At 74.3% G+C, this 11,499-nt stretch carries 13 protein-coding genes; 3 read left to right on the plus strand and 10 right to left on the minus strand.

The features are described from left to right. Window positions 1-7 precede the first annotated feature (7 nt). The 5 genes from VM95_RS00695 to VM95_RS00715 form a co-directional block, all read right to left on the minus strand. Window positions 8-778 (minus strand): DJ-1/PfpI family protein, encoded by a 771-nt coding sequence (locus tag VM95_RS00695; protein ID WP_045691928.1) that lies wholly within the window; start codon window positions 776-778, stop codon window positions 8-10. Window positions 779-881: 103 nt separating this feature from the next. Continuing rightward, window positions 882-1,457 (minus strand): COG1361 family protein, encoded by a 576-nt coding sequence (locus VM95_RS00700; RefSeq protein ID WP_157881955.1) that lies wholly within the window; start codon window positions 1,455-1,457, stop codon window positions 882-884. A 57-nt stretch (window positions 1,458-1,514) separates the two neighbouring features. After that, entirely contained in the window at window positions 1,515-2,600 is a 1,086-nt protein-coding gene (gene zapE, locus VM95_RS00705; protein WP_244178560.1) for a cell division protein ZapE, read from the minus strand. A 135-nt stretch (window positions 2,601-2,735) separates the two neighbouring features. Next, window positions 2,736-3,275, minus strand: coding sequence for a hypothetical protein (locus VM95_RS43525; protein ID WP_208615378.1), 540 nt, complete (start codon window positions 3,273-3,275; stop codon window positions 2,736-2,738). Window positions 3,276-3,466: 191 nt separating this feature from the next. Beyond that, window positions 3,467-4,444 (minus strand): alpha/beta hydrolase, encoded by a 978-nt coding sequence (locus VM95_RS00715; protein ID WP_045691930.1) that lies wholly within the window; start codon window positions 4,442-4,444, stop codon window positions 3,467-3,469. Between the two features lie 124 nt (window positions 4,445-4,568). On the opposite strand from VM95_RS00715, the gene VM95_RS00720 reads away from it, so the two are divergent. Then, window positions 4,569-5,240, plus strand: coding sequence for a TetR/AcrR family transcriptional regulator (locus VM95_RS00720; RefSeq protein WP_045691931.1), 672 nt, complete (start codon window positions 4,569-4,571; stop codon window positions 5,238-5,240). A 15-nt stretch (window positions 5,241-5,255) separates the two neighbouring features. On the opposite strand, the gene VM95_RS00725 is transcribed toward VM95_RS00720, so the two are convergent. Then, window positions 5,256-5,654, minus strand: a complete 399-nt coding sequence (locus tag VM95_RS00725; protein ID WP_157881956.1) for a hypothetical protein — start codon at window positions 5,652-5,654, stop codon at window positions 5,256-5,258. A gap of 229 nt (window positions 5,655-5,883) precedes the next feature. Here VM95_RS00725 and VM95_RS00730 point away from each other — a divergent pair, with 229 nt between their 5' ends. Further along, window positions 5,884-6,468: a hypothetical protein gene (locus VM95_RS00730; RefSeq protein ID WP_052707063.1), complete on the plus strand. Its 585-nt coding sequence runs from the start codon at window positions 5,884-5,886 to the stop codon at window positions 6,466-6,468. An 18-nt stretch (window positions 6,469-6,486) separates the two neighbouring features. On the opposite strand, the gene VM95_RS00735 is transcribed toward VM95_RS00730, so the two are convergent. Next, window positions 6,487-7,125 (minus strand): helix-turn-helix domain-containing protein, encoded by a 639-nt coding sequence (locus VM95_RS00735; protein ID WP_045691932.1) that lies wholly within the window; start codon window positions 7,123-7,125, stop codon window positions 6,487-6,489. Window positions 7,126-7,253: 128 nt separating this feature from the next. Between VM95_RS00735 and VM95_RS00740 the strand changes: the two genes are divergently transcribed. Next, a complete protein-coding gene (locus tag VM95_RS00740; protein WP_045691933.1) occupies window positions 7,254-8,705 on the plus strand; it encodes an aminopeptidase P family protein in 1,452 nt (483 codons plus the stop codon). Window positions 8,706-8,712: 7 nt separating this feature from the next. On the opposite strand, the gene VM95_RS00745 is transcribed toward VM95_RS00740, so the two are convergent. From VM95_RS00745 to paaK, 3 genes are all read right to left on the minus strand, one after another. Then, complete coding sequence (locus VM95_RS00745; protein ID WP_045691934.1) at window positions 8,713-9,150, minus strand: GNAT family N-acetyltransferase; 438 nt, start codon at window positions 9,148-9,150, stop codon at window positions 8,713-8,715. A gap of 103 nt (window positions 9,151-9,253) precedes the next feature. Next, window positions 9,254-9,925: a class I SAM-dependent methyltransferase gene (locus VM95_RS00750; RefSeq protein ID WP_045691935.1), complete on the minus strand. Its 672-nt coding sequence runs from the start codon at window positions 9,923-9,925 to the stop codon at window positions 9,254-9,256. 221 nt (window positions 9,926-10,146) lie between these two features. Continuing rightward, the gene (paaK, locus tag VM95_RS00755) at window positions 10,147-11,481 is read right to left on the minus strand and encodes a phenylacetate--CoA ligase PaaK (RefSeq protein ID WP_045691936.1); all 1,335 of its coding nucleotides are present in this window, start codon (window positions 11,479-11,481) and stop codon (window positions 10,147-10,149) included. Window positions 11,482-11,499 lie beyond the last annotated feature (18 nt).

Consider the following 11,499-nt stretch of genomic DNA (forward strand, 5'->3'; position numbering starts at 1 on the left):
CCTTGCGTCAGGGCGCCGCCGCGTCGGCGACGAGCTTGAGGGCCAGTTGCCGGGTGGCCTCGTCCGCCTTCTCGGGGCTGCCCGTGTCGAACGGCGGCTCGGGGTCGTACTCGATCGCGAGCTGCATCGCCCGGCCGACCTCGTCGTCGGAGAGGCGGGCGGCCAGGTGCAGGCCCAGGTCGATGCCGGCGGACACGCCCGCCGCGGTGATGATCTTGCCCGATTCGACGAAGCGGCCCGGCGTGACGACCGCGCCGAACGTCTCCGCGAGGTAGGGCCGCGAGGCCCAGTACGTGGTGGCCGGGACGCCGCGCAGGAGGCCGGCGGAGCCGAGGACGAGGGCGCCGGTGTAGACGGACGTGGTCCACGTCGAGTGCTGGTGGATGCGGCGCACCCAGGCCAGGACGGACGGGTCGTTCATCGTCGCGATCGTGCCGCGGTTGCCGCCGCCGGGGATCAGGAGCACGTCCGCGTGCGGCACGTCCGTCATGGCCCGCTCGGCGCCGAGTGCCAGCTGCCCGGTGTCCGTGCGGACCGGACCGGCCTTGCGGCCGACCGTGACCACACGGACGCCCGGGACGCGGCACAGCGCCTCGTACGGGCCGACCGCGTCCAGGGCGGTGAAGCCGTCGTAGAGCAGGACGGCCACGCGGATCCGCTCGCGCTGCCCAGCGGATGCGGCGGTCGGGACACCGGCCAGGCCGACACCGAGAGCGCCTGCCGCTGCCGTTGCCCTGCGGAGCACCGTGCGACGGGTGGTGCCCGTGCTCGAAGTCATCGTCGAACCAACTCCCTTGATGGGTGATCACCCAGGCAGTCGGATCGGCGGCCGGGCCGGTTCCCGAAGGGATGTCAGAACCCGGTCAGGCGACGCCGCTCGGCTACTCGGCGACCCTGATGTCGAACGACTCCCGATGGCGGGCGCCGCCCGGGTCGTCCGCGCTGCGCACCTCGACCGAGCCGCCCTCCAGGATCCCGGGCTCCTGCTTGGGGGAGATCAAGATCCGGACGAGGGCGGTCGCGCTGCGGCCGCTCGGCAGGCCGGGCCCGAACACGCAGTGCACCTGCCTGCCTCGCGCCCCGACCTTGCAGTCCGTGGGAAAGAACGGGGCCTGCGGGGTCACCCCCTCCGGCAGGGTGACGGTGACCGTGAACGGCGAGGCGGTGGTGTCCGGGCCGAAGTTGGCGACGAAGGCGTGGATCGTGGTGGTGCCGCCGGGCGCCGCCGGGTCCGGGTCGATCCGGACCACCTCCAGGTGGGAGTGGGACGGCTTGGCGGCCACGGCGGGCAGCGTGGCCGCCTCGGGCGCGCCCGGCACGACGCCCCCCAGTGCCGGCCGCGGGTCGGGCTGCCGCAGCGCCCAGGACGGGCCGGCGGCCAGCACCGCCACCGCACAGCCCGCCATCGCCGCCGCGACCAACCCGGCCCCGCCGAATCCCCTACTACGGTGTTCCATGTCGTTCACCCTGCTCTCGTGCTCCGGCCGCCCGCGCCGTCGCGGGCGGCGTCCGCATCAGCGTGGTGGAACAGCAGCCGCCCGCACGGTGGACGCGCTCGGGGGACCACCGAACGGAGGAACCGGCAGGAGGCCGAGACGGCTGACGGTCCGGTTGACGTCGATGGGCAGCGCGTCCCCCCGGAGGCAGTCCGCGAGCGGAGCGTCGGCGACGAGGTACAGCGTCGCGTCCCGGTCGTACAGGACGTCGACGAGGTTGGCGAAGCGCTGCGCCGCGTCCCGGCGGCCGGAGGTGAGTTCGGGCAGGCCGGAGAGCACCCAGGTGTCGAAGCGGTCGGCGAGGCCCAGGTAGTCGACGGTCGAGGTGCGTTCGTCGCACAGCTCGTGGAAGTCGAACCAGACGAGACCGTCGCGCACCGCGCGGGCGGTGAGCTCGCGGCCGCCGGTCCGGACGGTCTGCCGCTCGGCGGCGGCCGGCGGTTCGAGCCCGGCCTCGCGCAGCTGCCGCTCGCTGCCGGGCCAGAGGTAGCCCCCGCCCTCGAACCGCGAACGGGAGCCCCTGGTACGGGACTTCGCGCGGGAGCGGTAGTCGTGCGGGCCCGCGACCTCCAGGACGTCCAGGGAGCTTTCGAGCAGCTTGATGGTCGGCTCGAACATGTGGTGGTGGACGGGGTTCGGCAGCAGGCCGGCGGGCGGGTAGTTGGAGGTGGCCACCAGGGTGACCTTCTGCTCGACCAGCGAGGTGAGGACGCGGCCCATCATCATCGCGTCGCCCGGGTCGTGCACGTGGAACTCGTCGAAGAACAGCAGCCGGCAGTCGCTGAGCAGTTCCGCGACGGCGAGGTCGCAGGCGTTCCGCTCCTTGCGGTGGCGGGCGTGGACGGCGTGGAACTCCCGGAAGAACTCGTGGAAGTGCACCCGGCGCTTGTTCCGCAGCGGCAGCGCCTCGTAGAAGACCCCGGTCAGCCAGCTCTTGCCGCGCCCGACCGGCCCCCACACGTAGACACCGCGCGGCGGCTTCCCGGCACCGAAGAGGCGCCGGCGGGCGGACAGGTCGGCGCCGAGCCGGGCGAGCCGCTCGGCCGCCGCGGTCTGCGAGCCGTCGAGCGCGAAGCCCGCTTCCGCGGCGGCACGCTCGAACATCTCCATCATCTGACGGCCCCCCGGTCCCACGCCGACACCACCGAAGCCGGTGGCGGTGTCCGCTGCCCCCGGCGCGCGCTCGTGATCTTGCCAGATGCCCCTGGCCTGCGACAACGCCCGACCGACGGCGGCCGCTCAGCCGACCGTGAAGCCCCCGCGGGTCACCGTCTCCCGCAGCCAGCCGAGCCAGTCGCGCCACACCTCCGCGGCCTCCAGCTCGGCCCGCAGGCCGGCCGGGGCGACGGCGTAGCGGCCCAGGGCGCCGGCGATCTCCTGGGGGCCGACGATCCACGGGCCGTTGCTCGACAGCTTGAACTCCGGGACACCGACTCCCCCCGGCACGGTCTGCGCGGCGGCGGCCCGCTCGGCCGCCCTGTAGGCGTCCCGCCGGGCCCGGCTCGCGGACCGCCAGTCCTCGGCGCCCTCGAACGGCCAGTCCGGAAACGGCTGCCGCTCGGCTCGGTAGCTCATGCCGGCCCGGCGCATCCCGTCCCGGCACACCGCCATCCCGGCGACGTTCAAGCAGAACCGGAACGGCTCCGCGAGCGAAAAGTACGCCTCCGCGCACCTCGGCTCGTGATCGCACACCAGGCCGCTCCCGGTGCAGTCCTCCCACCGGCTCCGCACCCGCCCCGCGGCCTCGGGCAGCTCCACCCACTCCACCTCGTAACCCACGAGCCCTCCCCCGCTCCCGGACCAGCCCGCCACAGGATGCCACCCGGCACCTGCCCGGGCGATCCGAATTCGCCCGCCGCGCACCGCACGGGCGGTCGGCCCGCAGCCTGCCGGGCCGAACCGGCAGCGACGCCCGCCGACGCCCGGGGCGGCTTCCGCGGCCGCCCCGGGCACGTTCCCCCTCGCTTCCGCTACTTCGTCAGGGCCGCGCGGAGGTACGCCAGGATCTCCGCCTGGGCGGCCGCGGCCTGCGGTTCCACGCCGGGCAGGGTGAGGAACGCGTGCTTCGCTCCCGGGTACTCGGAGAGCCGTACGGGGGTCCCGGCGGTGCGCAGCCGCTCGGCGTAGCGGCGGCCGTGGTCGGCGACCGCGTCCTGGGTGGGGACCACGAGGAGCGCCGGGGCGAGGCCGCCCAGGTCGGCGGCGAAGAGCGGGGAGACCGCCGCGGCGTCGGCTCCCGGCGGGACGGCGAGCCGCCGGAAGAGCCGCAGCAGCGGCAGGGCCCGGGTCGGGCGGTCCGCGTACTCGGCCATCGAGGGGTAGTCGGGCATCGACTCGGTGACGTCGACGACGGGGTTGACCAGCACCTGCGCCCTGAGCTCCAGGCCGGCCTCCCGGGCCCGCACGGCCGTCAGCGCGCTGATCAGCGCGCCGCAGCTCTCGCCGAAGACGGCCACGCGCGCCGGGTCGACGCCCCACCGCGCGGCGTGTCGGACCACGTGCCGGAGCACGTCCCAGCCGTCGTCGGCGGCGTGCGCGAGCGGGCTGTCGGGGGCGAGCAGACGGTGCTCGACGGAGACGACGAGGGCGGGCAGCCGTGCGGCGAGGTGGCTGCTGGTCCAGTCGCACTGCGCGGCCGTGCCCACGAAGCCGCCGCCGTGGACGTGGACCACGAGGGGCAGGTCGGTGCGAGCGCCCCCTTCCGGCGGGGCCGGCCGGTAGACCCGGACCGGGAGGTCGCGGCCGGGCAGCGCGATCCGCTGCCAGGCGATCGCGGCGCCGGGGTGCGGTTCCCCGAGGATCGCCCGCGCGGCGTCGGAGGCGCGGAAGCGGTTCTCGGCGTCGCGGTACGTGCGCAGTTCCTCGGGCGTGATCGCCGCGAAGTCCGGTTCCGGCGGCCGGGTCGCGGTCGCCGCCGTGGTCGTGCTCGTGCTCGTGGTCTCGCTCATGTGTCCTTCTCCCCTCGAACAGTGCGCCGCCCTCATTATGCACGCACCGCGTGCAACACCAAGCGCAATGCCAAACGCAACAACGAGTGCATGGTTTAGGCTGTGCCCGGACGAGAGGGGCGAGATGACTGGCCGCAGGCGATGGTCGACCGAGGAGATCCTGGACACGGCGGCGGAGCTGCTGCGCACGGGCGACGCCGAGTCGTTCAGCGTGCGCAAGCTCGCCGCGGCGCTCGGGACCGACTCCTCCAGCCTCTACCGGCACTTCCGCAACAAGACCGAGCTGCTGCGCGCGGTCGCCGACCGGGTCCTCCAGGCGGCCATGGACGGCTACCGCCCCGAGGGCGACTGGAAGCAGCGCATCACGGCCCTGGGCCTGCGCCTGCGCGAGGCCTTCGGCGAGCAGCCCCAACTCGCCGCGCTGTGGGGGCGTTACGCGTCCGGCGGCACCGGATCCCGGCTGGTCATGGAGGAGTTGCTGCAGGCCCTGCGCGCCTCGGGCCTGCCCGACGAGGAGGTGCCGGTGCGGTACCACCGCATCGTGATCCTGATCGCCTCGCTGATCGCCTCCGAGGGCGGCATCGGCAGCATCACCGCAGCGGAGTACGAGCAGGCCATGGAGCAGTTCCGGGTCGCGGTGCTCGGCGCCGATCCCGAACGCTTCCCCGCCCTGGCGCACTTCGCCCGCGACGTCCGCCCGCTCGGCGCGGACCGCCGCGCCGCGTTCGAGGAGATCCTCGCCGCCCACCTCGCCCGGATCGAGGAGTCGATCAGCGACGCGCGGCCGTACCGGTGATCAGGTCTCCGGGCGTCAGTGGCCCTCGACGACCATGAAGGGGCCGGTGCGCCAGTAGACCCGGGACGGGCCGCCGCTGGGGCGGTCGTGGTTCAGGTAGCGGCGGCCGGCGCCGAGGGTGCCGAGCCGGAAGGGGGTGAGGGTGCCGGCGGCCAGGGCGTCGGCCTCGGGCGGGGTGACCGGCAGGAGGGTGAGGTACTGGGCGTCGTCGCCGTTCTTCCAGTCGATGAACTCGGTGAAGATCGAGGCGAAGTGCTGTCCGCAGGTGCGGCAGCGGCGGGTCGAGACCATGAAGTGGGAGTCGTCCACCACGTCCGTCCCGTGCGCGAAGACCGTCGCCCGGTCGCGCCAGACCGCTTCCGCGCTCGGCGCGCAGCACACCTCGCAGCCGAACTCGGCGATCGTCTCGCTCATGCCCACCACCCTCCCGTTTCCTCGGCCTCACGATAGCCGAGCGCGCGGGGCGTCGGCCGGGCCGGCGCATCGCCCCGGCGGGCTACCGTCCCGGTAGCAGGCGGCCTCCCCCGAAGGGGTGAACGGGGCGGGACGGGCGGTGCCGGAGGCGGACGCGGCACCCCCGCCCGCGGCGCGATCCTCGATGCGTCGGATCGTTCAACCCCAGGTCACACCAGGAGAGTTCGCCATGACCGCCGCTCACACCCCGCTGGCCCGGCTGCACGGTCGAACGGCACCGGGCGTGCCCCGCTGGGCGGTGCGGGCCGCCTACCTCACCTCGCTGACCGTGCTGCCGGCCGGGCTCTGGCGGGTCCTCGCCGTCGACTTCCGGCTGCCGCTGATGGACGCCCCCGCGGACGGCACCCCGCCGCCGGACTGGTTCGGCGGCGAGTGGTGGTACGTCATCGCGCTGAGCGTGGTGAGCGAGCTGCTGGCGTTCCTGGCGGTCGGGTTGGTCAGCGAGTGGGGCGAGGTGTGGCCCCGGTGGATCCCGGTCCTGGGCGGGCGCCGGGTGCCGGTGCTCGCGGCGGTGATCCCGGCCGGCCTGGGCGCGGCGTTCAACACCCTGCTGTGGCCGTACTCGCTGACCATGGTCAGCCTCGGCTACCGGGTCGACGGCACCCCGGGCGTGGGCCTGCACGTGTCCGCCTGGCGGGACGTGGTCTTCTGCGCGGCGTACTGGCCGCTGGCCGCGTGGGGGCCGCTGCTCGCCGTCCTCACGGTGCACTACCACCGCCGGCGTCGCGCTAGTGCCCTCCAGCCCGTTCAGTAAACCGAACGAACCGCTCGCTCAGTCCTGGTGCGGCAGCCGCTCGCCGCCCACAGTCCCGCCTGCGTCCCCGGCCCCGTCCGCGAGGTGCGGGTGCGGCTCGGCGCGGCACTGGAGCAACAGGACGGAGCGGACCGGCTCGCCGCCCACGGCCGTGTAGGCGTGCGGCAGCGCGGCGTCGAAGCCGATGTAGTCGCCGGGGCCGAGCTCGACCTCGCGGCGCCCGGCCCGCACCCGCAGCCGGCCGGACTGGACGACGGTGTGCTCGGTGCCGGTGTGGCCGGCGGAGATCTGGGTGCCGTCGGTGCGCACCACCTGGTCGTAGACCTCGAACACCTCGCCGCCGGACTCGATCCGGCGCAGCGGGCGCAGGTCGACGCCCCGGCCGCTGAGCACGTCGACCTCGGCCGCCCGGACCACCGTGACCTGGTCGGCGGGCCCGGCCTCCACCAGGTCGGAGATCGGGACGCCGAGCACCCGGGCGAGGCCGAACACCGTCTCCAGAGTGGGGTTCCCGGCGCCGGACTCCAGCTGGGAGAGCGTCGCCTTGCCGATGCCGGCCTGCCGGGACAGCTCGGAGAGCGAGAGCCCGCGCGCCGCCCGTACCCGCTTGAGGTTGGCGGCGAGGACGCCCCGCACCGAGCCCTCGAAACCGTTCACCCTCGACCTCTTCTCTCCCGTCACCGTTCGTTATACCGTACGGAACGCTTGCCGTACGCCTGCCGCGCACGCCCACCGGGCAGCGTAGCGAAGGCACCCCGCACCGACCCTCCCCCTCTGGAGACGCCATGTCCGAAGCCCAGCCCGCCGACGCCGTCAAGTACCGGAAGAACGGCCTCACCCGCGGCGTGACCGACGAGCTGGCCGCGAGCATGACGCAGGGCTGGGCCGACACCGAGCGCCGCGACCTGGAGCCGATCGCACAGGCCGCACACACCGCCCGCCGCCGCGCGGCGCTCTCCGCCGCGTACCCGGGCGAGCTGCTGGTCGTCCCGTCCGGCAACCCGAAGGTGCGGGCCAACGACACCGACTACCCGTTCCGCCCGTCCTCCGACTACGTCTACCTGACGGGCGACCAGTCCCAGGACGCCGTCCTGGTGCTGGAGCCGACCAGCGCGAGCGGCCACGAGGCCGTGCTCTACCTGCGCGGCCGGTCCAGCCTGACGAACGGCGAGTTCTGGCTCGACAACCACGGCGAGCTGTGGGACGGCCGCCGCAACAGCCTGACCGAGAGCGAGCGCCTGCTCGGCCTGCCCTGCCGCGACGTCCGCGGCGTGCACGACGACCTGCGCGCGGCCGCCGCCGGCGGCGCCCCGGTGCGCGTGCTGCGCCGGCACGACGCGGCGCTGGAGCGGACCCTCGCCGACCGGCTCGACGCCGAGCGGGACGCCGAGTTCGAGGTCTTCCTCTCCGGACTGCGGCTGGTCAAGGACGAGTTCGAGATCGCCGAGCTGCGCTTCGCCTGCGACGCGACCGCCCGCGGCTTCGAGGACGTGGTGCGCGTCCTCGGCACCGACTCCGCGACGCCGGAGCGCCTGATCGAGGGCACCTTCTTCGTCCGCGCCCGGATCGAGGGCAACGACGTCGGCTACAGCACCATCGCCGCGGCCGGCCCGCACGCCACCACCCTGCACTGGGTCCGCAACACCGGCCACGCCCAGCCCGGCGACCTGCTGCTGCTCGACGCGGGGGTGGAGACCAACGAGCTGTACACCGCCGACGTCACCCGCACCCTGCCGGTCAGCGGCCGCTTCACCGACCTGCAGCGCAAGGTGTACGACGCCGTGTACGCCGCCCAGGAGGCCGGCATCGCCGCGGTGAAGCCCGGCGGGCAGTTCCGCGACTTCCACCACGCCGCGCAGCGCGTCCTCGCCGAACACCTCACCGCCTGGGGCCTGTTCGGCGACCTGAGCGCCGACAAGGTCTACGAACTGGGCCTGCACCGCCGCTTCACCCTGGCCGGCACCGGCCACATGCTGGGCATCGACGTCCACGACTGCGCCCACTCGCGCACCGAGGAGCACGTCGACGGGCCGCTGGTGGCGGGCATGGTGCTCACCGTGGAGCCGGGCATCTACTTCCAGGAGAACGACCTGACGGTGCCGGAGGAGTACCGGGGCATCGGCGTGCGGATCGAGGACGACATCCTGGTCACCGAGGAGGGCAACGAGAACCTGTCCGCCGCCCTCCCCCGCCGCTCCGACGAGGTCGAGGCCTGGCTGGCCCGCCTCCGCGGCTGAGCGGGACTCAGCCCTGCAGCGGCTTGACCCAGCGGCTCCACTGCGGTTCCGGCTGGTAGCCCGCGGCCTGCCAGGTGCGGTGGCCGAGGGCGTTGTCGTCCAGCACCATGGCGTCGGCCCGGCGGCCGCCGAGCGCGGTGAAGCGCTGCTCGGCGGCCGCGAGCAGGGCGGCGCCGATGCCGCGCCGGCGGTGGTCCGGGTCGACGGCCAGGCGGTAGAGGTGGCAGCGCCAGCCGTCCCAGCCGGCGATGACGGTGCCGAGGAGTCGGGCCGGGTCGTCGGCCGGGGCGGCGACGATCAGGCACTCCGGGTCGCGGGCCAGCAGCGCGGCGACGCCGACCGCGTCGTCGGTGATGCTGGTGCCCTTGGCCGCGCGCGCCCAGAGGGCGAGCAGGGCGGGGATCTCGTCGGGGGTGGCGGGGCGCAGGACGATCTTGTCGGTCATGGCGGCCTGTCTAGCAGGACGCTCCCCCGCGCTGCCGGGAATTCCACGTCACGGACGGTCGCCCCGGCCCGGCCCGGCCCGGCCGGGCCCGTCGCGGTGAGGATCAGCCCAGCCGCCACACCGTGGTGGTCTTGACCGCGGTGTCCTCCAGGTCGGCGACCACCGGCACCCGGTACGCGGCGAGCGAGGTGAACCGGTCCCGGGGCAGGTAGGCGCGGCCGGGGTCGCCGACGATGACGGTGGCGCCGCGCGCGACGGCCCGCTCCAGGAAGGGCAGGAAGCGGGCGGCCATGGCCCGTTCGTAGAAGACGTCCCCGGCGAGCACCACGTCGGCGGGCGCGCCGTCGCCGTCGACCAGGTCGACCAGCGCGCCCTCCACCCGGACACCGTTGGACTCGGCGTTGAGGCCGATGGCCGCCACCGCGTAGGCGTCGATCTCGGCGGCCCGCACCGTCCGCGCGCCGCGCAGGGCGGCGGCCACGCCGACCAGACCGGAGCCGGCGGCGATGTCCAACACGTCTTTCCCCGCGACGAGTTCGGGGTGGTCCAGGACGTACCGGGCGACCGCGACCCCGCCGGCCCAGGCGAACGCCCAGAACGGCGGCGGCAGGTCGGCGGTGCCGCGCTCCCGCTCGGTGGTCTCCCACAGCGCGATGGCGTCCTCCGCCATGTGCAGGCTGATCTCGGGCAGGAAGGGGACGGGCTTCAGCTCGGTCTCGCGCCGGATGAAGGCGAGGTCGTCGACCGGCTGGGGAGTTCGCAGCTCACTCGGCATGCCCGCAGCATAGGGCCCGTAGGGGGGTTCTCACGCACCGTGAGGGAGCGAGGTCGGCCCGCGCACCGAGGACCCGCACCGAGGACGCGGGCGACGGGCCGGCGGCCGGGCTGGACGCCGCCCCGGTCGAACGTCTACATTTCTGTAGTCGCCGGAGACGTACGACATCACCCCCCGGACAGCCGTCCGTCTCCGGCGACCTCATGACTCCGGGGCGCGCCTCAGCCGCGCTCGTCCACCACCCGCTTGATCTTCCCGACCGAGCGCTCCAGCGTGTACGGATCCACCACCTCGGCCTCGACGGTGACGCCCACCCCGTCCTTGACCGCCCGCACGATCGCCGCCCGCGCCTCCTCCCGCTGCCCGGCCGGCGCCTCCGGGCGGGCCTCGACCCGCACCGTCAGGTGGTCCATCCGCCCGCGCCGGCTCAGCCGCAGCTGGAAGTGCGGGGCGACGCCCGGGGTGCGCAGCAGGATCTCCTCGATCTGGGTCGGGAAGAGGTTCACCCCGCGCAGGATGATCATGTCGTCGCTGCGCCCGGTCACCTTCTCCATCCGCCGGAAGGCGGGCCGCGCGGTGCCGGGCAGCAGGCGGCTGAGGTCGCGGGTGCGGTAGCGGATGACGGGCAGGGCCTCCTTGGTGAGCGTGGTGAGGACGAGTTCGCCGCTCTCGCCGTCCGGCAGGGCCCGGTCGGTGAAGGGGTCGACGATCTCCGGGTAGAAGTGGTCCTCCCAGATGTGCAGGCCGTCCTTGGTCTCCACGCACTCCTGCGCGACGCCGGGGCCCATCACCTCGGAGAGGCCGTAGATGTCGACGGCGTGCAGGTCGAGCCGGTCCTCGATCTCGCGGCGCATCTCCTCCGTCCACGGCTCGGCGCCGAAAATGCCGACCCGCAGCGAGGTCTTGCGCGGGTCGACGCCCTGGCGTTCGAACTCGTCGAGCAGGGTGAGCAGGTAGGACGGGGTGACCATGATGATCTCGGGCCGCAGGTCCTGGATGAGCTGCACCTGGCGGGCGGTCATGCCGCCGCCGGCCGGGATCACCGTGCATCCGGCCCGCTCGGCGCCGTAGTGCGCGCCGAGGCCGCCGGTGAACAGCCCGTAGCCGTAGGCGATGTGCACCTTGTCGCCGGGCCGGCCGCCGGCGGCGCGGATCGAGCGGGCGACGAGGTCGGCCCAGGTGGAGAGGTCGCGCTCGGTGTAGCCGACGACGGTCGGGCGGCCGGTGGTGCCGCTGGAGGCGTGCAGCCGGCGGACCTGGTCGAGCGGGACGGCGAACATGCCGTACGGGTAGCCCTCGCGCAGGTCGGCCTTGGTGGTGAACGGGAAGCGGGCGAGGTCGGCCAGGGTGCGGCAGTCCTCGGGGCGCACGCCGGCCGCATCGAACTTCCGGCGGTACGTCTCGACGTGGTCGTACGCGTGCCGCAGGGTGGCCCGGAGCCGGTCGAGCTGGTGGGCGCGCAGCTCGTCGGCGTCCATCCGCTCGCCGGCGTCGAGGAGCTCGGGCGGGATCGGGTCGCCGAGGCGCCGCTGCGGGGTGGGTGCGCTGCCGGTCATCGTCGCTCCTTCGCGGGT

The sequence above is a fragment of the Streptomyces rubellomurinus genome (assembly GCF_000961885.1).
Taxonomy (GTDB): domain Bacteria; phylum Actinomycetota; class Actinomycetes; order Streptomycetales; family Streptomycetaceae; genus Kitasatospora; species Kitasatospora rubellomurina.